15 protein-coding genes are annotated in these 21,118 nt (G+C 70.3%); 9 read left to right on the plus strand and 6 right to left on the minus strand.

Annotation, left to right across the window (positions count from 1 at the left end):
* Positions 1–23: 23 nt before the first annotated feature.
* Positions 24–1,574, plus strand: a complete 1,551-nt coding sequence (locus V5E28_RS08815; protein ID WP_336205929.1) for an MFS transporter — start codon at positions 24–26, stop codon at positions 1,572–1,574.
* 270 nt (positions 1,575–1,844) lie between these two features.
* On the opposite strand, the gene V5E28_RS08820 is transcribed toward V5E28_RS08815, so the two are convergent.
* The 3 genes from V5E28_RS08820 to V5E28_RS08830 form a co-directional block, all read right to left on the minus strand.
* Positions 1,845–3,179, minus strand: a complete 1,335-nt coding sequence (locus V5E28_RS08820; RefSeq protein WP_336205930.1) for a maltokinase N-terminal cap-like domain-containing protein — start codon at positions 3,177–3,179, stop codon at positions 1,845–1,847.
* A gap of 3 nt (positions 3,180–3,182) precedes the next feature.
* A complete protein-coding gene (gene treS / locus V5E28_RS08825) occupies positions 3,183–4,883 on the minus strand; it encodes a maltose alpha-D-glucosyltransferase (RefSeq protein ID WP_336205931.1) in 1,701 nt (566 codons plus the stop codon).
* Between the two features lie 71 nt (positions 4,884–4,954).
* Positions 4,955–7,057, minus strand: coding sequence for an alpha-1,4-glucan--maltose-1-phosphate maltosyltransferase (locus tag V5E28_RS08830; protein ID WP_336205932.1), 2,103 nt, complete (start codon positions 7,055–7,057; stop codon positions 4,955–4,957).
* A 241-nt stretch (positions 7,058–7,298) separates the two neighbouring features.
* On the opposite strand from V5E28_RS08830, the gene glgP reads away from it, so the two are divergent.
* Both glgP and V5E28_RS08840 read left to right on the plus strand, forming a co-directional pair.
* Positions 7,299–9,881 carry an alpha-glucan family phosphorylase gene (gene glgP / locus V5E28_RS08835; protein WP_336205933.1) on the plus strand — a complete coding sequence of 861 codons (2,583 nt, stop codon included), beginning with the start codon at positions 7,299–7,301 and terminating at the stop codon, positions 9,879–9,881.
* 46 nt (positions 9,882–9,927) lie between these two features.
* Positions 9,928–10,824 (plus strand): MurR/RpiR family transcriptional regulator, encoded by an 897-nt coding sequence (locus V5E28_RS08840; RefSeq protein WP_336205934.1) that lies wholly within the window; start codon positions 9,928–9,930, stop codon positions 10,822–10,824.
* Here the strand turns inward: V5E28_RS08840 and V5E28_RS08845 are convergent.
* The gene (locus tag V5E28_RS08845; protein ID WP_336205935.1) at positions 10,787–12,712 is read right to left on the minus strand and encodes an N-acetylmuramoyl-L-alanine amidase; all 1,926 of its coding nucleotides are present in this window, start codon (positions 12,710–12,712) and stop codon (positions 10,787–10,789) included. The two genes, V5E28_RS08840 and V5E28_RS08845, sit on opposite strands and share 38 nt — an antisense overlap.
* A gap of 113 nt (positions 12,713–12,825) precedes the next feature.
* Between V5E28_RS08845 and V5E28_RS08850 the strand changes: the two genes are divergently transcribed.
* Complete coding sequence (locus tag V5E28_RS08850) at positions 12,826–13,725, plus strand: NAD-dependent epimerase/dehydratase family protein (protein WP_336205936.1); 900 nt, start codon at positions 12,826–12,828, stop codon at positions 13,723–13,725.
* Positions 13,718–14,491, plus strand: coding sequence for an enoyl-CoA hydratase/isomerase family protein (locus tag V5E28_RS08855; protein ID WP_336205937.1), 774 nt, complete (start codon positions 13,718–13,720; stop codon positions 14,489–14,491). The genes V5E28_RS08850 and V5E28_RS08855 overlap by 8 nt, the downstream gene beginning before the upstream one ends.
* On the opposite strand, the gene V5E28_RS08860 is transcribed toward V5E28_RS08855, so the two are convergent.
* Both V5E28_RS08860 and V5E28_RS08865 read right to left on the minus strand, forming a co-directional pair.
* Positions 14,478–15,557: an endo-1,4-beta-xylanase gene (locus tag V5E28_RS08860; protein WP_336205939.1), complete on the minus strand. Its 1,080-nt coding sequence runs from the start codon at positions 15,555–15,557 to the stop codon at positions 14,478–14,480. The two genes, V5E28_RS08855 and V5E28_RS08860, sit on opposite strands and share 14 nt — an antisense overlap.
* Positions 15,554–16,894: a glycoside hydrolase family 30 protein gene (locus tag V5E28_RS08865; protein WP_336205940.1), complete on the minus strand. Its 1,341-nt coding sequence runs from the start codon at positions 16,892–16,894 to the stop codon at positions 15,554–15,556. Before V5E28_RS08865 ends, V5E28_RS08860 begins: the two co-directional genes overlap by 4 nt.
* Before the next feature lie 188 nt (positions 16,895–17,082).
* Between V5E28_RS08865 and V5E28_RS08870 the strand changes: the two genes are divergently transcribed.
* Genes V5E28_RS08870 through V5E28_RS08885 form a run of 4 tightly spaced genes read left to right on the plus strand, consistent with a single transcriptional unit; the run spans position 17,083 to position 21,109 of the window.
* Entirely contained in the window at positions 17,083–17,448 is a 366-nt protein-coding gene (locus V5E28_RS08870) for a hypothetical protein (RefSeq protein ID WP_336205941.1), read from the plus strand.
* Entirely contained in the window at positions 17,439–18,683 is a 1,245-nt protein-coding gene (locus V5E28_RS08875) for a DUF6395 domain-containing protein (RefSeq protein WP_336205942.1), read from the plus strand. Before V5E28_RS08870 ends, V5E28_RS08875 begins: the two co-directional genes overlap by 10 nt.
* 19 nt (positions 18,684–18,702) lie before the next feature.
* The gene (locus V5E28_RS08880) at positions 18,703–19,545 is read left to right on the plus strand and encodes a M55 family metallopeptidase (protein ID WP_336205943.1); all 843 of its coding nucleotides are present in this window, start codon (positions 18,703–18,705) and stop codon (positions 19,543–19,545) included.
* A 19-nt stretch (positions 19,546–19,564) separates the two neighbouring features.
* A complete protein-coding gene (locus V5E28_RS08885; protein WP_336205944.1) occupies positions 19,565–21,109 on the plus strand; it encodes a flavin monoamine oxidase family protein in 1,545 nt (514 codons plus the stop codon).
* Positions 21,110–21,118 lie beyond the last annotated feature (9 nt).

The following is a 21,118-nucleotide window of genomic DNA, read 5'->3' on the forward strand; positions in this document are numbered from 1 at the left end:
GTTGACCTTCTAGATTTCCATGCATGAACATGCAACGTGCCGGCCGGCGGGAGTGGATCGGACTGGCCGTCCTCATCCTGCCGACCCTCCTGCTCTCCATCGACGTGACCGTCCTGCACCTGGCGGTGCCCGCCCTGAGCGAGGAACTCCGGCCGACCGGCGCGCAGCTTCTCTGGATCAACGACATCTACGGGTTCCTCATCGCCGGGTTCCTCATCACGATGGGCAACATCGGCGACCGGATCGGCCGCAGGAAGCTGCTGCTGATCGGCGCGGCCGCGTTCGCCGTCGCCTCGACGCTGGCCGCCTACGCGCCGAGCGCCGACGTGCTCATCGCCGCGCGGGCGCTGCTCGGCGTGGCCGGGGCGACGCTGATGCCGTCGACGCTGGCGTTGATCCGCAACATGTTCCACGACCCCGCCCAGCGCACCACGGCGATCAGCCTGTGGATGGTCGGGTTCACCGGCGGCATGGTGATCGGGCCCCTGGTGGGCGGGGTGCTGCTGGAGAACTTCTGGTGGGGGTCGGTGTTCCTGCTCGGGGTGCCGGTCATGGCCGTGCTCCTGGTGACCGGCCCGCTGCTCCTGCCGGAATACCGCGCCCCTGCCACCGGCCGCGTCGACCTGGTCAGCGTGGTCCTGTCGGTGGTCGCCGCGCTCACCACCGTCTACGGCGTCAAGGAGCTCGCCGCCGAAGGGCCCGGCACGGTTCCCCTGCTCGCCGTGCTCGCCGGTCTCGGGCTCGCCCTCGCCTTCGTACGGCGTCAGCGTACGATCCCCGAACCGTTGCTGGACCTGAAGCTGTTCGCCGAGCGGCGCTTCAGCGGCTCGCTGAGCACACTGATGCTGGTCATCCTGACGGGACCGGGAGTCGGCCTGCTGGTCGGCCAGTACATGCAGCTCGTCCTCGGCCTGTCGCCGCTGGAGGCCGGACTGTGGAGCCTGCCCTCGGTCGTGGCGGTCATCACCGGGTTCGTGGTGTCGCCGATGCTGGCGCGCCGGATCCGGCCCGGCTACCTGGCGGTGGGCGGTCTGGTGCTGGCAGCGGCCGGGATCCTGCTGCTCACCGTGGGCGAACCCGGGCTCGGGCTGGTGGTGGCGGGGCAGACGGCGTACTTCCTCGGCGGGTCGCCGCTGCTCGTGCTCGGCACCGACCTGGTGATCGGCTCGGCGCCGCCCGAGCGGTCGGGGTCGGCGGCGGCGCTGTCGGAGACGGCCCAGGAGTTCGGCGGCGCGGTCGGCCTGGCCGTCTTCGGCAGCATCGCGGCCGCCGTCTACCGTGCCGGGCTCGACGTGCCCGAAGGCGTCTCGGCGTCGGCGGCCGAGGCCGCCGGCGACACGCTCGGCGGTGCGGTCGCGGTCGCGGTCGAGCAGCCGGCGCCGATCGCCGCCGCGCTGCTCGACTCCGCCCGCGCCGCCTTCACCGGGGGCCTCGCCGCCGTGGCGGTCGCGAGCGCCGTGGTGTTGCTGGTGGCGGCGGCGCTCGCCGCGACGGTGCTGCGCCAGGTCCCCCCGTCGGGCAGCGCTCCCGCCGACGCCCCGGCGGAACGCGAACCGGTGCCACTGGGGGAGTGACCCGGCGGGGCCGGGTCTCCACGGGGAACACGGTGAGCGACGAGGCGGGCCGGTGTCCGGTCGGCGGCCGGGCGCGGCGGCGACCACCTCGACGGCGGCATCATGGCCGTCCCCCAGATGATCGGCCGGCCAGATCGCCGGCTTCCTGGAGGCGGGGCGCCGGTGGCCTCGGAGAAGGCGCCGGTGGCCGACTTCACCGACACGCTGTTGCTGCCGTGGACGCACGCGATGGCGGACCTCATCCCGGAGTGGACGGAGAAGATCGAGGGCCTAGGCGTGCCGGAAGGCGGCCAGCGGGATGGAGATCCACGAGGGGCGGTTGCGGGACTCGTAGACGACCTCGTACACCGCCTTGGACAGCTCGAACGCGCGCAGCAGGGCCGCGTCACCCGTCGTGATCGTCCCGCCGCCCTGGACGTACCCGTCGAGGAACGCGGCCCTGTTGCGCTCGGCCCACTGCTCGGCCTTCGGCTCCAGTTTCGCGGCCTCGGCGTGCCCGGCAAGCAGGTGCCGGGCGGCGTAGTCGAACGAGCGGAGCATCCCGGCCACGTCGCGTAGCGGCGAGGACAGCGCCCTGCGCTCGGCCAGCGGCTGGCCGGGCTCGCCCTCGAAGTCGAGCACCACCCAGTCGGAGGTGGTGCGCATCACCTGGCCCAGGTGGTAGTCGCCGTGCACGCGCTGTACGGGCACCTCGGTGGTCAGGTCCTCGACCTGGTGGTAGGCCGCCTCCAGCACGCCGACGTGCTCGCGCAGTTCGGGCACCTCGGCCACGGCGCGCCCGAGCTTGCGCCGGAACCCCTCGGCCATCCGCTTGACCTCGTGCGTCTCCACGGTCCCGGTGGGGAAGGCCTGGGCCAGCTCATGGTGGACGCGCGCGGTGGCGGCGCCGAGCCGGCACGCCTCGGCGGCGAAGTCGCCGCCCGCCTCGGCCGCGGCGAGGCCGGGCAGCGAGTTGTACAGGTCACGCACGCTGGTGAGCGCCAGGTCCCAGCCGTCGGTCGAGTTGGACAGGAACTCCTGCATGATCGCCAGCGTGGTCGGGGTCCCGTCGAGGCCGGTCTCGATCCACCCGTACGGCTGGGCGATGTGCGGGGCGTGCCGGTCGGCCAGCGCGGTGATGATCTCGAGCTCGGGGTTGACGCCCGGGATGAGGCGGCGGAACAGCTTGCAGATGTAGCCCTCGCCGAACACCAGCGAGGTGTTGGACTGCTCGGCGCCGAGCACCATGCTGCGGATGGAGGTGTCGATCTCGACGCCCGGCATGTGCCTGAAGCGCACCTCGCCCTGACCGGCGCCGCTCGCCATGGACTCGAGGATCCAGTGGGTCAGCTCCGGGTCGTGGACGGCGTCGTAGACCTGCCACTGCTCGTGCCGGCCGATGAGGGCGTGCTGGAGGGTGTCGGGGAGCTGCCTGCGCATGCCGAGCAGGAGCTGGTAGCGCTCCCGCGAGCCTTCCTGCCACACAGCGACGATCAGGTGGCGCAGGCAGGGGTCGCCCGCCTCGATCGTCGCGTCGGACTCGATCGACAGGGAGTCGATCGGGCGCCCCTTGCCACCGAACCAGCGCTGATGTCCGATCCACGCGGCAAGGAGCTCATCCAGCACGTCTTACTCCTCCTGGGTGATGGCAGGCGGGAGAGTGAACCAGTAGAACCCATGCCCAGGAAGCGTCAAAAGATACGGAAGCTCACCAATTGGTGGAAATGGAACCCCGCCCATCGTCTCGACCGGCGAGACGCCGACGAATCTCCGCAGGTCCAGCTCCACCGGCTGCGGGAAGCGGGACAGGTTGTTCACGCAGAGCATCCGGTCGTCGCCCAGCTCGCGGACGAACGCGAGCACGCTCGGGTTGGATGAGTTGAGCTCGGCGAACTCGCCGAGCCCGAACACCGGATGGCGCTTACGGATCTCGATCATGCGCCTGGTCCAGTGGAGCAGCGAGCCGGAGCTCTTCTGCTGCGCCTCGACGTTCAGCGCCTGGTAGCCGTAGAGCGGGTCCATGATGACCGGCAGGTAGAGCCGCCCCGGATCGCAGTCGGAGAAGCCGGCGTTGCGGTCGGGGTCCCACTGCATGGGCGTGCGCACGCCGTCGCGGTCGCCGAGCCAGATGTTGTCGCCCATGCCGATCTCGTCGCCGTAGTAGAGCACCGGGGAGCCCGGCAGCGACAGGAGCAGCGCGGTGAACAGCTCGATCTGGTTGCGGTCGTTCTCCAGCAGGGGGGCGAGACGGCGGCGGATGCCGACGTTGGCCCGCATGCGGGGATCCTTGGCGTACTCGGTGTACATGTAGTCGCGTTCCTCGTCCGTGACCATTTCGAGCGTCAGCTCATCGTGGTTACGGAGGAAAATCCCCCATTGGCAGTTTTCGGGGATCTTCGGGGTTTGTGCGAGGATTTCCGAGATGGGGTATCGGGACTCCCTGCGCACCGCCATGAAGATGCGCGGCATCAGCGGGAAGTGGAAGGCCATGTGGCACTCGTCGCCGCCGCCCACCGAGTCGCCGAAGTACTCCACCACGTCCGAGGGCCACTGGTTGGCCTCGGCGAGCAGCACCCTGTCGGGATAGATCCGGTCGACCTCCTTGCGGACCCGCTTGAGGTATTCGTGCGTCCTCGGCAGGTTCTCGCAGTTGGTGCCCTCCTCCTCGAACAGGTACGGCACCGCGTCCAGCCGGAACCCGTCGATGCCCAGGTCCAGCCAGAAGCGCAGCACCTCCAGCATCGCGTCCTGCACGGCCGGGTTCTCGTAGTTGAGATCCGGCTGGTGGTGGAAGAAGCGGTGCCAGTAGTACTGGCCGCGCACCGGGTCGTAGGTCCAGTTGGACGTCTCGGTGTCGATGAAGATGATCCGGGCGTCGGAGTAGGCCGTGTCGGTGTCGGACCACACGTAGAAGTCGCCGAACGGTCCCTCCGGATCGTGCCGGGCGGCCTGGAACCACGGGTGGGCGTCGCTGGTGTGGTTCATCACGAGGTCCGCGATGACGCGCATGCCGCGTTTGTGCGCCTCGTCCACCAGCTTGACGAAGTCTCCGAGGTCGCCGAACTCGGGAAGGATCTTCATGAAGTCGGCGATGTCGTAACCGCCGTCGCGCAGCGGCGATTCGTACAGCGGCAGCAGCCAGAGGCAGTCGACTCCGAGCCACTGCAGGTAGTCGAGTTTGCCGATCAGGCCCTTGATGTCGCCGGTGCCGTCTCCGTTGGAGTCGGCGAAGCCCCTGATCAGGACCTCATAGAAGACCGCACGTTTGTACCAGTAGGGATCGCGAGGCTTCTCCTCGTCGAAGGAGTTGGGAATGGGTGTGGAGCTCATGAGCTCTCCCCTCGGGGGCTCATGAGGGAGGCGCTTTCACACACGTTGAAGACTCCCCGCTGAATTCAGTTCTACCGTGGCGAGGCCCGGACGGTGAGAATGTGGGCAGGCTGGATGTGAGGGTCGAGACGCACGTAGTTGCTCTGCCGCCAGCGGTAGGACTCGCCCGACAACTCGTCGTCCACGACGAACTCGGCGTTCCAGTCGAGCCCGATCGCGGGCAGGTCGAGATCGACCGTCGCCTCGTGGGTGTGGTGAGGGTCCAGGTTGATCACTGCCAGAACGACGTCGCCCAGCCCGTGCCTTCGTGTGGCCGTGTCATAGGCGCCCGGGAGTCGCTTGGAAAAGCAGATCATGTCCGGTTGGTCGACCCTGTGGAACCGTAGATTACGCAATTCCTGCAGTGCGGGATGGGCTCTTCGAAACAAATTCAAATGCGTGATGAGAGGAGCCATACTGCGGCCTTCTCGTTCAGCAAGAACCCAATTACGAGGTTTGTACTGATATTTTTCGCTATCTAGATATTCCTCACTGCCGGGCCGTACCGGGACATTCTCTGCCAGCTCGTAACCGGAGTACACACCCCAGGTCGGTGAGGCGAGAGCGGCGAGCACGGCCCTGATCTTGAAGGCGGGCACGCCTCCGTGCTGGAGGTATTCGTGCAGGATGTCAGGCGTGTTGACGAACAGGTTGGGCCGCAGGAAGTGCGACGTCTCGTCCGCCAGCTCCGCCAGATACGCCTCCACGTCCCACTTGGTGTTCTTCCAGGTGAAGTACGTGTAGGACTGGTGGAAGCCCACCTTGGCCAGCGCCTGGAGCATCGGCGGCCGGGTGAACGCCTCCGACAGGAAGAGCACGTCGGGGTCGCTCGCGTGGATGTCGGCCATCAGCCGCTCCCAGAAGGCCACCGGCTTGGTGTGCGGGTTGTCCACCCGGAAGATCCGCACCCCGTGGTCCATCCAGTGCCGCACCACCCGCTTGACCTCGGCGTAGATGCCCTCGGGATCCCTGTCGAAGTTGAGCGGGTAGATGTCCTGATACTTCTTGGGCGGGTTCTCGGCGTAGGCGATCGTCCCGTCCGCCCTGATCGTGAACCACTCCGGGTGCTCCTTGACCCATGGATGGTCGGGAGAGCACTGCAGCGCGAAGTCGAGCGCCACCTCCATGCCCAGCTCACGGGTGCGGGCGACGAACTCGTCGAAGTCCTCGATGGTGCCCAGGTCCGGGTGGATCGCGTCGTGCCCGCCGTCCTCCGAGCCGATCGCCCACGGCGAGCCCGGCTCGTCGGGCTCGGGGCTGAGCGTGTTGTTGCGGCCCTTGCGGAACGTCTGGCCGATCGGGTGGATCGGCGGCAGGTAGACGACGTCGAAGCCCATCTTGGCGACCGCGGGCAGGCGCTTCGCGGCAGTCTGGAAATTTCCGGACTTGGAGATGCCGTCCTCGTTGACCACCGCGCCCTCGGACCGCGGGAAGAACTCGTACCAGGAGCCGTACAGCGCCCGGCGCCTGTCCACCCTGATCCGCTGCTGTTTGGCCCTGGTCACCAGGTCGCGCAGCGGATGGGCCTCCAGCAGCGAGGCTGTCTCCGGCAACTGCGCGATCGACAGCCGGGCCCGCGGGTCCAGCTCCTCGTCGCGCAGCGTGGCCGCGATGGCGAGCAGGGCGGCCCGGTGCCCGCACGCGGCCTCGCCGTTGGCGCCGTTCCGGCCGTTCTTGCGAACGTCGTTGCGGGCCTGGACGGCCGGGTGCCCGGAGCCGTCGGAGCCGGGGCAGTCGGCCTGCCGCACGGCCCTGGCGGCGCGCTCGAACAGCCGGGCGCCCTCCTCGCACATCAGATCGGTGTCCATGCCACGCGGGATCTTGATCTCCGCGTCGTGCAGCCAGGTGGCGATGGGATCACTCCACGCCTCCACGCGGAACAGCCAGTCGCCCTCGGTGGGCAGGCTGACCTCCACCGACCACCGATCGGTGGCCGGCGTGACCTCGCGCATCCGTCTCAGCCGGCCACGCTGCCCGTCGGGCGCGGTGAGCACCACGCCCGCGGCCACGGCGTCGTGGCCTTCTCTGAACACGGTCGCCGAGACCTCGAAGGTCTCGCCGGCGACCGCCTTGGCGGGCCACTGCCCGCAGTCGACGACGGGGGAGATGTCCGTGATGGGAATTCGTCCGATCATCGCATTTCAAGGTTGCGACGGCACACTCGGTACCGCCGGAGGCTTTCCGTAGCAGGAACGATCCTTGCATGTAAATTGCGGGCAGCAGTGGATAGACCTCCCGAGTGTCACCGGGAGAGCTGACATTGGAGAAAGTTGCCCCAATCGTCCCTCTTCATGCTTCGTCCCGGAAGGTGGTTTGAAGGCCGTTGCCGGGGGTGAAGGACTCAGAGGTCCCTCCTAGCCCGTAGGGTTCGAAACTGTGAGAGCTATCCGCCGGTTCACCGTCCGGACTGTCCTGCCCGCGGAGCTGGCCGCACTCGGCGAGCTCGTGCACAACCTGCGCTGGTCCTGGCATCCCGAGACGCTGGACCTGTTCGCCGAGGTCGACTCGGACCTCTGGGAGCAGGTCGGCCACGACCCGGTCGCCCTGCTGGGCGCCGTGGGGCCCGACAGGCTGGCCGAGCTGGCCGCCGACCGCCGCTTCCTGCGCCGTCTCGCCGACGCCGCCGACGATCTGCGCGAGTACATGACCGCGCCGCGGTGGTATCAGACGCTGCCCGACGCCGCGCGGGCCATCGCCTACTTCTCCCCCGAATACGGCATCGCCGCCGCCCTGCCGCAGTATTCGGGCGGCCTGGGCATCCTGGCCGGAGACCACCTCAAGGCGGCGAGCGACCTGGGCGTGCCGATCCTGGCCGTCGGGCTCCTCTATCGCCACGGTTACTTCACTCAGTCGCTCTCGCCAGAGGGCTGGCAGCTGGAGCACTACCCGTCGCTCGACGCGGGCGGCCTGCCGCTGAGCCTGCTCAAGGACGACGACGGCACCCCGGTCAGGGTCCGCATCGGGCTGCCCGGCGAGCGGGTGCTGCACGCGCAGGTCTGGGTGGCGCAGGTCGGCAGGGTGCCGCTGCTGCTGCTCGACTCCGACGTGGCGGAGAACGACAACGCCGCCCGCGACGTCACCGACCGTCTCTACGGCGGCGGCACCGACCACCGCCTGATGCAGGAGCTGCTGCTGGGCGTGGGCGGGGTGCGGGCCATCCGCTCCTACTGCCGCATCACCGGGCACGCCGACCCCGAGGTCTTCCACACCAACGAGGGCCACGCCGGATTCCTCGGCCTGGAGCGCATCCGCGAGCTGACCGAGGCCCGGCTCTCCTTCGACGAGGCACTGGAGGCGGTGCGCGCCGGCACGGTCTTCACCACCCACACCCCCGTCCCCGCGGGCATCGACCGATTCCCCGTCGACATGATCGCCCGCCAGTTCGGCGGCGACAACGCCTGGCCCACCGTCCCGGTCGAGCGCATCCTCGCGCTGGGCGCGGAGGCCGACCCCAGCAGGTTCAACATGGCCGTCATGGGCATGCGCCTGGCGCAGCGGGTCAACGGCGTCTCCAAACTGCACGGCCAGGTCAGCCGCGACATGTTCAAAGAACTGTGGCCGGGATTCGACCTGGACGTGGTGCCGATCGGCTCGATCACCAACGGCGTGCACGCGCCGACCTGGGTGGGGCGCGAGCTCATGGAGCTGGTCGCCCGCGAGCTGCCCTCGCTGCTGGAGAGGGCGCGCGGCTGGGAGGGCGTCCAGAAGATCCCCGACGCCGAGATCTGGAACATCAGGGGCATCCTGCGCGCCCGCCTGGTCCAGGGCGCCAGGGACAGGCTGCGCAAGTCCTGGCGCGCCCGAGGCGCGTCCCGGGCCGAGCTCGGCTGGATCGACGACGTGCTGGACCCGGAGGTGCTGACCATCGGGTTCGCCCGGCGGGTGCCGTCCTACAAGCGGCTCACGCTGATGCTGCGCGACCCCGACCGGCTGACCGAGCTGCTGCTGGACCCGGACAAGCCGGTGCAGATCGTGATCGCGGGCAAGGCCCACCCCGCCGACGAGGGCGGCAAGAAGCTGATCCAGCAGATCGTCAAGTTCGCCGACCGACCCGAGGTGCGCCACCGCATCGTCTTCCTGCCGGACTACGACATGACCTTGGGCCAGCTCCTCGTCCAGGGCTGCGACGTCTGGCTCAACAACCCGCTGCGCCCGCTGGAGGCCTCGGGCACGTCCGGCATGAAGTCGGCGCTCAACGGCGGACTCAACTTGTCCATCCGCGACGGCTGGTGGGACGAGTGGTACGACGGCACCAACGGCTGGGCCATCCCCACGGCCGACGGGGTGAGCGATTCCGACAGGCGTGACGAGCTCGAGGCGACCGCCCTCTACGACCTGATCGAGCACGAGGTGTCCGACCGCTTCTACGACAGGGCCGGCGACGGGCTGCCGCGCCGGTGGATGGAGATGGTCAAGCACACGCTGGCCTCGCTCGGGCCCAAGGTGCTGGCCGGCCGGATGCTGCGCGACTACGTGGTGGGCCTCTACTCGCCCGCCGCCGGCGCGGCCCGCGCGCTGTCGGCCGACTCCTACACACCTGCCAAGGCGTTCGCCGCCTGGCGGCTGAAGGTCACCAGGGCATGGCCGGGCGTGCGCGTGGAGCACGTGGAGGCCGCGGGCATCGGCGACACCCCGGAGGTGGGCGCGGCGCTGGAGCTGCGCGCCACGATCGCGCTGGGCGACCTGGAGCCGGGCGACGTGCTGGTGGAGGCGGCCTACGGCAAGGTGGGCCCGCACGACGAGCTGGTCCACCCGGCCTACATCGAGCTGACGCCCGGTGACGTGGACGACGACGGCCGGGCCCACTACACCGGCGTGGTCCCGCTGGACCGCACCGGCGCGTTCGGCTACACCGTCCGCGTGGTCCCGCACCACCCGCTGATGGCCGCCAAGGCCGAGCTGGGCCTCATCGCCGTGCCCGAGGAGCCGGCCGGGATGACGAACGGCACTCTGCGCTGATCCGGTGCCGGTAGCAAAGCGGTGAACGACCGGCATAATCGGGACTGTGGACGACAGCGGCAACGGCCTGCGGGCTGACAATCTGGTGGCCACGGTCCGAGGTGTGCTGCCGTCCCTGACGCCGGCCGCGCGGACCGTCGCCCGCCTGATCCTCGAGGATCCCGCGACGGTGGCGCGGAGCACCATCACCGAGCTGTCGGCCGCCTCCGGCACCAGCGAGGCCACCATCGTGCGGACGGCGCGGCTGCTCGGCTTCGCCGGCTATCCGCAGCTCCGGCTCGCCCTGGCGGCGGCCGCCGCCCAGCCCGATCGGCTGGTGCCCGGCGACCTGGCTCCCGACGATCCGCTGTCGGAGGTCATCCAGAAGGTGGCCAGGGCCGAGTCCGAGGCGATCAACGACACGGTCGCCCAGCTCACCTCGGAGCGGCTCGGCCTGGTCGTCGACGCCATCGCCGGCGCGCGCCGGGTGGACGCCTACGGGGTGGGCGCCTCCGGTCTGGTGGCGGAGGACGTGGCCCAGAAGCTGCTGCGCATCGGCATGTCCAGCCACGCCTTCCAGGACGCCCACCTGGCGCTGACCAGCGCGGTGCTGCTCAAGCCGGGCGACGTGGCGATCGGCATCAGCACCTCGGGTCAGACGCCCGACGTGATCGAGCCGCTGCGGCTGGCGGGGGAGGCGGGCGCGACCACCGTCGCGATCACCAACAACCCCCGCTCCGCCATCGCGGAGCTGGCCGAGCACGTGCTCATCTCGGCCGGGCGCGAGACGGAGTTCCGTCCCGGCGCCCTGGCCAGCCGGATCAGCCAGCTCCTCGTCGTCGACTGTGTGTTCGTCGGCGTCGCCCAGCGCACGTTCGACTCCTCTCAGGAGGCTCTCACGAGCACCAGGCGCGCCGTCGCGGACTTCACCAGGCGAACGACACCCGCACGTCGTCAGCCTTGACGAACATCACCCGGTGCCCGAACTGGATCTGCAGATACTTCGTCTTGCCCCGGACCACCGTGTGGCCGGCCGGGTCGAAGGTGACGGCCCGGTAGTACTCCGCCGGCGCGAGTCCGGACAGCGTGTACTTCTCGCCTGCCGAGAACGTGTACTGCAGCGGGGTGACCGCCTGATACGGGATGCCCTCGGGGTAGGCCTCCTGCTCCGGATACGCCCTGCCGTACACCGGGACGGTCGCCAGGCCCGGCTTGGGCGTCACCACGAGTCCCGCCGACGGGATGGCGGTCGGCGCCGAGGCCGGGTTGTGGAACCAGGCCTTCTGGCCGAGATACCAGATCGCCGTCCAGTCGCCCTGCCGCTCGGCCACCGCGTAGCGCTGGCCGGTGCTCGCCCTGGCGCTGTGGTCGTACACGCTGTAGAGCGACTCGCCCGTGGGGTGCTTGCCGATGTCCTTGACCAGCGGCGCGTCCGCGCGCGGCTCGGTGCGCAGCCAGACGGTGTGCGCGCTGAGCGGCGGGCAGGCGGCCTCCGGGTTCTTGCGGTCGCAGCCGTAGAAGTACGGCTTGTTGGTGGCGAAGTCGGGCCTGATCATCACGCTGCCGGCCTTCGGGCCGCCGAACGGGTGCAGCGGCGCGCCGAGCAGCTTGAAGTAGTGCGCCCAGTCCCAGAACGGTCCCGGGTCCTCGTGCATGCCCCGGACCGTGGTCGGCAGGGTGCCGGGCACGTTGTCGTGGCCGATGATGTGCGCGCGGTCGAGCGGCACGCCGTGCCTGATCGCCAGATAGCGCACGAGCCTGGCCGAGGTGCGGTACATCGCCTCGGTGTACCAGGTGGTGCCCTCGGCCAGGAATCCCTCGTGCTCCAGGCCGATGGACTTGGCGTTGATGTACCAGTTGCCGGCCTGCCAGCCTACGTCCTTGGCCTTGATGTGCTGGGCGATGTGGCCGTCGGCGGAGCGCAGGGAGTAGTGCCAGCTCGCCCGGTTGGTCGGGTTCTCCACCAGCCCGATCGACGGGCGGAAGTAGCCCTCCATGTCATGAATGACGATGTAGTCGATCTTCTGGTTCTTCGGCCGGTCGGACAGGTCGTGGTTGCCGTAACTGCCGGTGGGCAGCTCGGCGTAGCCTGCCGGGATCCACTCGCAGGAGATCGTGGACGGGCACTCCACGCCGTCGCGGCGCGGCGGGCGCAGGCCCAGCTTCTCCAGCCACTTCGCGACCGTGGACAGGCCGGCCACCGGCGCCAGCCGGACCTTCTGGCCGTCGTCGGTGACGCGCTCCTCGCCCGACTTGATGGTGGCGTAGACCTCGTCGGCGAAGAATTTGGCCGCCTCCGACTCCTCGGCTCCCGAGTATCGGGCGACCGCGCCGTACCACTGGCCGGGGTCGTCGCTGAGCGGCGCGCCGAGTGACTTCTGATAGTCGGCCAGCAGCGCCGCGCCGCCCCTGATGTTGGCCGCCGGGTCGGTGCGGAGCTCCTCGTGGCTCTCGCCGGTGAGCTGGGCGGCCTTCTCCATGGTGCGGAGCGAGGCGGGGATCTCCACGGGGGCGGGCGTCTCGGTGGGCGGGGCCAGTGGCCTGCTCTCGTCGCCTCGCGCGTCCTCCTCGCCCTCGGCGTGGTGGTTGGTCCCGGTGTAGGCGGCGGCGTCGGTCAGGTGCATGGGCCCGAATCCGGCGTCGTTGCTGGGGCGGCCGGCGTGGGCGTCCCACCGCGACTCCAGGTAGGAGACGCCGAGCAGCACGCTCTCGGGGACCTGGTACTCCTCGGCCGCCGCGGCGAATGCCTGCTGCCGGTCGTCCGGCTCCGCGGCCCGCGCGGCCGTGGACGTCACCGTGGTGTTCACTAATGGCAGGATGGCGACCGCGGCGATCGCCAGCGCTCTGCGCATGTATCGCTCCTTGACTGGGGGGCTGGACGGAGTCAGCGTCTCAACAATTTCCTTCTTCGGCGAGAGTTTTGCGAAGGAATTTTTCAGTCGTTAACACCTTATGGATGGGGCGGATGACGGCGATCGTGACCGGAGCCGCCGGATTCATCGGCCGCGCGCTGACCTCTGCCCTGCTCACGGCGGGTGAGCTGGTGATCGGCGTCGACCGCCGCCCGCCGCCGGCTCACGAGAGCCCGGCCGGCCGCCCGGGTCTCACGTGGCTGACCGCCGACGTGCTCGACGACGACGACCGGCTCAGCGCCGCATTCGCGGCGGCCGGCGCCGTCTACCACCTGGCCGGACGTCCCGGAGTGCGGGAACGCGGCCCGGCCGCCGCCCGCGCCCGCCACCGCGACAACGTGCTCGCGGGCGCGCGCGTGCTCGCCCTCACGCCGCGCGCCGTACCCCTGCTGGTCGCCTCCTCCAGCTCGGTGTACGGCGGCGCCACGGACGGACGGCCCAGCGCCGAGACCGACCCGCTGCGCCCGGCAGGCGGCTACGCCCGGAGCAAGGCGGCGTTCGAACTCCTCTGCCGGGGCCGCCAGGTCACGATCGTGCGCCCGTTCACCGTCGCGGGGGAGGGGCAGCGCCCCGACATGGCGCTGTCGCTCTGGCTGGCGGCCGCCCGCGAGGGCCGCCCCTTACGGGTGCTCGGCTCGCCGGAGCGCACCCGCGACGTCACCGACGTACAGCAGGCGGCCCGCGCCCTGATCGAACTCACCGGCTTCGACGGCACGGTCAACCTCGGCACCGGACGGGGGCGCAGCCTGCGCGCCATGATCGGCGCGGTGGCCGAGGCCACGGGCACGCGGGTCCGCCTGGAGATCGTGCCCGCCCCGCCGGCCGAGCCCGCGGACTCCCTGGCCGACACCCGCAGGCTGCGCTCGATCATCGGCTGGACGCCCGAGACGGACCTGCTGGAGCTGGTGCGCCGACAGCACGACGCCGCTCTTGTAGGGTCGGATCATGGCTGAGTTCGTGAACGTCGAGGTGGCCGACCAGATCGCCACGATAAGGCTTGACCGTCCGAAGATGAACGCGCTCAACGGCCAGGTCCAGCGCGAGATCGCCGAGGCGGCCCGCGCCGTGGACGCGGACCCCGGGGTGCACGCCGTCATCCTCTACGGCGGCGAGCGCGTCTTCGCCGCCGGTGCCGACATCAAGGAGATGGCCGGCATGTCGTATGCGGACATGGCCGCCCACTCCCGCACCCTGCAGGACTGCTTCACCGCCGTCGCCCGCGTCGGCAAGCCCGTCATCGCGGCCGTCACCGGCTACGCCCTCGGCGGCGGCTGCGAGCTCGCCCTCTGCGCCGACTTCCGGGTCGCCGGGGAGTCCGCCAAGCTGGGCCAGCCTGAGATCCAGCTCGGCATCATCCCCGGCGCCGGCGGCACCCAGAGGTTGCCGCGCCTGATCGGCCCCTCCCGGGCCAAGGACCTCATCTACAGCGGCCGCCACGTGCCGGCCGCCGAAGCCCTCGCCATCGGCCTGGTGGACCGCGTCGTCCCCGACGCCGAGGTCTACCAGGTGGCCCGGGACTGGGCCGCCACCTTCACCGGCGGGCCCACGGTCGCGCTGCGGGCCGCCAAGCAGGCGGTGGACCAGGGGCTGGAGGTGGACCTCGACACCGGCCTGGAGATCGAGCGGCTCCAGTTCGCCGGGCTCTTCGCGACCGACGACGCGAAGATCGGCATGAGCGCGTTCGCCGAGAAGTCCACCCCCAAGTTCACCGGCCGCTGACCCTTCTCGTGGCGAGCAGGGTCTCGTAGGCCGGTTTCGGAGCGAGGTTCTCGTCGAACAGGCAGGCCGCGCCCTCACCGTCGAACCAGCCCGGGACCCAGGAGTGCCGGTCGGTGAAGCCCCAGACGGTGAACTCGCGGCAGGCCTTCACGCTGAGGCAGTCCGACAGCGCCCTGCCGTAGTACTCCGCCTGGGTGGCGAGCTTCTCGGGCGTCACGGGCAGCACCATGCGCACGTCCATCTCGGTGATCGCGATCTCCAGGCCGAGGTCGGCAAACCGCCGCATGACGTTGGCCCAGTCGCCCGGATAGCCGTACTGGATGCCGAGGTGTCCCTGGAAGCCCATGCCGTCGATCGGCACCTTCTGCGCCTGCAGCTCCTTGACCAGGGTCAGCGTGCCTTCGATCTTGGGCGCGTTCCACTCCACGTTGTAGTCGTTGAGGTAGAGCTTGGCGTGCGGGTCGGCGCGGTGCGCCCAGCGGAAGGCGTCGGCGATGTAGCCGGGGCCGAGGTGCGTCAGCCAGATGCTCTGCCGCAGCGTGCCGTCCTCCTCCAGCGCCTCGTTGACCACGTCCCAGGCCCTGATCTTGCCCTTGTAGCGGCGCACCTGGGTGGTGATGTGCTCGCGCAGGATCGTCCTGAGCTCGGCGGCGTCGATCGTGCCGTCGGCGACGCCGCGGGTCAGCCAGCCGGGGAGCTGGTTGTGCCAGACCAGCGTGTGACCGCGCACCCGCTGACCGTGGCGTCGGGCGTTGCGCACCACCTCGTCGGCGTCGTCCCAGGTGTGGACGCCGCGCTCGGGCTCGACGGACTCCCACTTCATCGCGTTCTCCGCGGTGACGTGGTCGAACTCGCGGTTGAGCACGGTCCTGTAGTCGGGCTCGGCGCGCAGGGCGGCTACGTCCACGGCGGAGCCGATGCTGATGCGGTGCTTGCGTGCCAGGTCACGCAGGTCGCGCGGGCCGTGAGCCGACCCGCTGCCGGGCCCGGCGGCGGTCGCGGGCGCGGCGAGGGCGAGCGGGGGCACGGCGAGTGCCAGGGCCAGGGCGAGGATCAGCGGTCTCATCGGTGTCCCCTGATGACGATGGTGGTGAGCGCGCGGGGCTGGAGGGTGACGGCCGAGCCGGCGACCGGCTGCGGCGTCAGCGAGTTGGCGCTGTCGGTGAGGTAGGAGGTCGCCCTGCCGTGCACGCCCCGCCACGTCACGGGCGCGGTGCCGGTGTTGAGGACCTCGATCACCTTGGAGCCGTCGGGGTTGCGGAACGCCGAGACCTTCAGTGCGGGGTCGGCGGCCGAGGCGCCCAGCCGCACCGCGCCGGGCCTGATGAACCTGCTGTAGGCGGCCAGCGCCCACATCCGCTTGGACACCCGGTAGGTCCTGGCCACGTCGTCGATCTGCATCAGGGCCCGGGTGGCGCCGCGCGAGGCGCCGAACCAGTAGACGTAGGCGTTGACGTTGCCCAGCGTGAGCGCGTCGTGCACCGCCTGCGCGATCGTGAAGCCGTCGTAGCCGCTGCCGTCGTCCCAGTTCTCGTTCCAGGTGTCGCCGTTCGGGTTCCACTCCGACATCCAGGTGTTCCGCCTGGTCGGCAGCGGGGCGTCGACCGGGCTGGCGTAGGTGTGGCCCGTGTGGACCTTCACCCAGCGGCGCGCCTGCGGATCGGCCTCGATCGCCGCCGTGTACGCCTTCGCCTCGTTCCAGCCGAAGGAGTCGCAGCAGGTCACCTTGACGCCCTTGGCGATCGGCCCGAGCACCTTGACGAAGGCGGCGGCCTGCTCGGGGGTGAAGCGCATGGAGGCGTACGTCGCGGTCCAGTCGGGCTCGTTCGTGAACCCGAGGTCGGTGATCTTGATGCCTTCGCGGGCGTAGAACTTCGTGTACTGCATCAGGTAGCGGGCGTAGGCCTCGGCCCACTCGGGCTTGAGGGTGCCGCCGTTCTTGTCGTCGCCGTTGTCCTTCATGTAGCCGGGGGCGCTCCAGGCGTCGGCGAAGAACCGCTTCACCCCGTAGGCCTTGGCCTCCTTGGCGACCCAGACCTGGCTGTTGTCGTCGCCGTCCCAGACGTATCTGGGCGGCGCGTCCGGGCCGCCGGGATCCTCCGGCTGGATCGAGACCATGTGGTCGTACGGGCTGCCCGCCGGGGAGGATCCGATGCCGAGGCGCAGGATGCTGAGCCCGGCTCCCTTCTCGCGGTCGAACCACAGGTCGAGGATCTCGCGCTGCTGCTGCTCGGAGAGCAGGCGCAGCAGCTCGTTGCGCCGGAACGCCTGCGACAGGCCGAACCCGTCGATCTCCTGGTGCCGGACGCGGTCGTGCACCGTGATCGCGGGGGGATCCGCCGGGTGCGCGGGATTCACCGCTGTGAAGCCGAGCAGGGTGACCGCGACAACGCCTCGTAACATGGGCGCCTCCGAAAGTTTCGGAATTATGACGATATATTTCGTCGAACGCCGGAAACGTAAGCGGGGACGGCGACGACGTCAACACCCATGTCAGGATCTTTCGCTACTTTCCATCTCTGGAACGCTCCGATGCCGATCGCGGGCGGCCCGGCCTGAGGGTGGCAGATTTGCCACTATGGTGGCGTTTCATGATGCGCGTCCCGGTCCCCGCACGGCTGCGCTCGGCCGTGCGTAGATGGTTCGACTCCCGCTACATCTCGATAGCGGACCACCGCCAGGACATCAGGGACGCCCTGTGGGAGGTGCAGACCCTCCGCCGCGAGATGGCGAGCCTCCAGAGCGAGGTCGAGCGGCTGCGCGAAGCCCGCTCCCCGGCGTCCGCCAAGATCGACAAGAGCATGGTGGAGGACACCCGCCGGCTGGCTCAGGAGACCGCCAAGGCGCTCGACGGGCTCCTGCAGAACGAGGTGCTGCTGTGGCAGGCGGTCGACGACCTCAGGGCGCGGCTGCCCCGGGAGGGCGCGGCCACGAGTGAGGAGCGGCCGTGCGTGTGAGCTGGTCCGCCGGGCGGCTGACCTTCCGCCTGGACCCCGAGGACGAGATCACCGGCAAGGCCGCCGACGGGCACCCGGTCAAGCTCGCCATCAACGCCTGCACCGTCGCCGGCGCGCCTGACGACGCCCATCCCGACCTCTTCGCCGTCGCCGCCTGGACCGTCGTCGCGCCGTGGACGCGCAGGAGGATCACCTTCGACCGGGCCGTCTCCGCGGAGGTGGCCGCCGCGCTGCACGACGGCTGGGGGATCGAGGCCGGGCCCGTGGGCGCCGAGCCGCGCCCGGCGGGACCGGTCCTGGCCATCTCCTACAGCGGCGGCGCCGACTCCGTGGCCGCGGCGACGGTCTACCCCGAGGCGCCGTTCGTGCACTTCAAGCGGGTGCCGCACGATCGCGTGCCGAACCGCTGGCCGCACTACCGCTCCGACGTGCTGGCCAAGCTGGCCAGGCGGACCGGACGCGAGCTCACCGTCGTGGCCTCCGACCTGGAGTACACCCTGGCCGAGCCCAGGCCCGGCTATCCGGAGCACCACGCGGTCGCCGCTGGGGCGCTGCTGCTCGCCGACCGGCTGGGCCTGGGCGGTCTGGCCTTCGGCTACGAGCTCGGCTCCCGCTGGCTGGGCGGCGATCGCTACCTGCTGCGTTACACGCCGGACAACCCCATGTGGGCGCCGCACGGCGCGTGGGGGCGGCTGTTCGCCTCGGCGGGCGTGCACATCGTGCTGCCGGTGGGTGGCGTGAGCGAGGCCGTCACCATGCGCCTGGCGCTGGGCTCGGCGCTCAGGGAGCACGTCCGGTGGTGCCTGACGGGCACCGACGGCCCCTGCCGCACCTGCGCCAAGTGCCTGTACAAGGAGCTCATCCAGGCCGCCGTCGAGCGCCGCCCGCTCGACACCCCCATCCCCGCCGACCATCCGCGAGCGCGCAAGTGGCTCCGGCCGCCGCCCTACGGCGGCCAGGAAATGGTCGAGTACGGCCTGGCGCGCGTCCCCGGCATCGAGCGGACCCTCTTCGGCGGAGCCCTGGACCACTTCGACGCCACCGAGGAGTCCACGAGCTGGCTCGACCGCTGCTACCCTCCGGCGCTCGACGAGATCCCGGACCCGTGGCGTGACCAGGCGGCAGCCTTCATGAGGGCCGACGTCGGTCTCATGACCGAGGACGAGGCGCGCCGGGTGGAGACCTGGGGCGCCGCGCCGGGCGCGGCGCCCGGCCGGGAGAATGCTCTGCGATGAGTGGCGAGGAGTGTGGCGGATGAGGGTGTACCTGTCGGTTGACATGGAGGGCATCACCGGCCTGACCGACCCCGAGGAGATGCACGCGGGCAAGCGCGGCTACGACCGCGGGTGCGAGCTGATGACCGCCGACGCCAACGCGGCCATCGACGGCGCGTTCGCGGCCGGGGCGGACGGGGTGCTGGTCAACGACGCGCACGGGTCCACCAAGAACCTGCGGATCGAGCTGCTCGACCCGCGCGCCAGCCTGATCCGCGGGCCGGGGAAGGCGCAGCGGATGGCCCAGGGGCTGGACGGGTCCTTCCAGGCGGCCTGCTTCGTCGGCTACCACGCGCGGGCCGGAGTGCAGCACGGGGTGCTCAACCACACGTGGATGGGCAAGGAGATCCAGAACGTCTACCTCAACGGCGAGGTGTGCGGCGAGACGCGGGTGGTGGCGGCCTGCGCCGGGTTCCACGGCGTCCCGGTCGTGCTGGTGACCGGCGACGAGGCCGTCGGCGAGGAGGCTCGCGAGCTGCTCGGCGACGTCGAGACCGTCGCGGTCAAGAAGGGCATCGACAAGTTCTCGGCCGAGTTGCTGCCGCCGAGTGTCGCCCAGGCCCGCATCCGTGAGGCCACGGTGAGGGCACTCAACCGGTTGAGCGACTTCACGCCCTACACCATGGCCCCGCCGTACACGCTGGGGGTGGAGTGGAACTCCACCGCCATCGCGGCCGCTGTGGCGCTGGTCCCCGGCGTCAAGTCCGTGGGTTCGCGGCACACGGAGTTCACCACCGACGACTTCACACAGATCATGGCGTTGTTCGGCATCTTCGCCACCATCGGCGGCCAGGTCGCCTGCGGCAGCGGTCCGTACGGCTGAACGTGCGGGAGAAGCTGACATGGCGGATCTGACCAGGCGCGGGCTGCTCGTGGGCATCGGGGCGGCGGGAGGCGCCGGGGCCATGTACGCCGCCATGGGGGCGCTCGGACTGGCGCCCGGCGAGCAGGACAAGGCGTTCGTCCCTCCTCAGGCGAGCGACTTCTCCCTGCGGGGCCGGGCGGCGGCCAAGGTGGTGATCCTGGGGGCCGGGGTCGCCGGGCTGACCGCGGCGTACGAGCTGGGCAAGGCGGGCTACGACTGCACCCTGCTGGAGGCGGGCGCCAGGGCCGGGGGACGCAATCTCACCCTGCGGGGCGGGGACCGGCTGACCGAGCTGAACGGGCCCGCCCAGGAGGTGGCGTTCGGCGAGGGCGTCTACTTCAACGCGGGGCCGGCCCGGATCGCGCCGTGGATGGTCACCCTGGACTACTGCCGCGAGCTGGGCATCCCCATCGAGACGTTCGTGAACCGCAACGCGCAGGCGTACGTCCACACGGCCGGTCAGACGGTGCGGTCGGGAGCGGCCCGAGCCGACATGTACGGCTATGTCGCTGAACTTCTTGCCAAAGCGACAAATATCGGCGCGCTCAACCGGAAGATCACCAAGGACGACCGGGAACGGCTGCTCGAATTCCTGCGCAGGTTCGGCGACCTCGGCCCCCGGCTGGAGTACGACGGATCCAGCCGGCGCGGCTACGCCGAACTCCCCGGCATGGACGGCGGCACCCCGCTCGGCGCGCCTGGCACGCTGAGCCAGATTCTCGCCGCGGGCACCGGCCGGGCGATCACCAACGACTTCGGCTACGACCAGGCCACCCCGATGTTCCAGCCCGTCGGCGGCATGGACGCGATCGTCACCAGGCTCGTCGAGGCGGTGGGCGAGGACCGGATCACGACCGGCGCCCGCGTCACCCGGATCACCAGCCTGGCCGACGGCGTCGAGGTCACCTGGGCCGGCGGCCGGACCACGGCGGACTACTGCGTCGCCGCCCTGCCGCCGCACGTGCTGGCGAAGATCCCGCACAACCTGGGCGCACCGGTCACGGCCGCGCTCAAGACCCCCGCCCCGGTCGCCGCCGGCAAGATCGGCCTGGAGTACGGCAGGCGCTGGTGGGAGATCGAGGACCGGATCTACGGCGGCGTCACCGAGACAGACCTGGACATCACCCACATCTGGTACCCCTCGCACGACTACCACGCCCAGCGCGGGGTGGTCGTCGGCTACTACAACACCGAGCGCGACGCCGAGCTGTACGGCGCGCTCAGCCCGGAGGACCGCAGGCGGCGCGCGCTCACCCAGGGCAAGAAGATCCACGGTGAGAAGTACCGGGACGGCGTGCTGTCGGCCGTCTCGATCGCCTGGGAGCGCCAGGAGCACATCCAGGGCGGCTGGGTGCGCTGGCCGGCCTTTGATTCGTCCTTCACTCTTCTGCAACGTCCCAGCGGAAGGGTGTACTTCGCGGGCGACTGGCTCACTCATCTGATCGCCTGGCAGGCAGGCGCCATGGAGTCCGCGCGCAGCACGGTCACCCAGCTGCACGAACGGGTGCTGCGGTCGCCGTGACGTCGCACG

This window comes from Nonomuraea sp. LPB2021202275-12-8, assembly GCF_037044575.1.
Lineage (GTDB): Bacteria > Actinomycetota > Actinomycetes > Streptosporangiales > Streptosporangiaceae > Nonomuraea.

Bases quoted from the DNA above. Each gene is read 5' to 3' on its own strand.
- V5E28_RS08815 (WP_336205929.1), top strand. From the start codon at position 24: ATGAACATGCAACGTGCCGGCCGGCGGGAGTGGATCGGACTGGCCGTC.
- treS (WP_336205931.1), bottom strand. From the start codon at position 4,883: ATGAGCTCCACACCCATTCCCAACTCCTTCGACGAGGAGAAGCCTCGC.
- V5E28_RS08830 (WP_336205932.1), bottom strand. From the start codon at position 7,057: ATGATCGGACGAATTCCCATCACGGACATCTCCCCCGTCGTCGACTGC.
- V5E28_RS08845 (WP_336205935.1), bottom strand. From the start codon at position 12,712: ATGCGCAGAGCGCTGGCGATCGCCGCGGTCGCCATCCTGCCATTAGTG.
- V5E28_RS08850 (WP_336205936.1), top strand. From the start codon at position 12,826: ATGACGGCGATCGTGACCGGAGCCGCCGGATTCATCGGCCGCGCGCTG.
- V5E28_RS08855 (WP_336205937.1), top strand. From the start codon at position 13,718: ATGGCTGAGTTCGTGAACGTCGAGGTGGCCGACCAGATCGCCACGATA.
- V5E28_RS08860 (WP_336205939.1), bottom strand. From the start codon at position 15,557: ATGAGACCGCTGATCCTCGCCCTGGCCCTGGCACTCGCCGTGCCCCCG.
- V5E28_RS08865 (WP_336205940.1), bottom strand. From the start codon at position 16,894: ATGTTACGAGGCGTTGTCGCGGTCACCCTGCTCGGCTTCACAGCGGTG.
- V5E28_RS08870 (WP_336205941.1), top strand. From the start codon at position 17,083: ATGATGCGCGTCCCGGTCCCCGCACGGCTGCGCTCGGCCGTGCGTAGA.
- V5E28_RS08880 (WP_336205943.1), top strand. From the start codon at position 18,703: ATGAGGGTGTACCTGTCGGTTGACATGGAGGGCATCACCGGCCTGACC.
- V5E28_RS08885 (WP_336205944.1), top strand. From the start codon at position 19,565: ATGGCGGATCTGACCAGGCGCGGGCTGCTCGTGGGCATCGGGGCGGCG.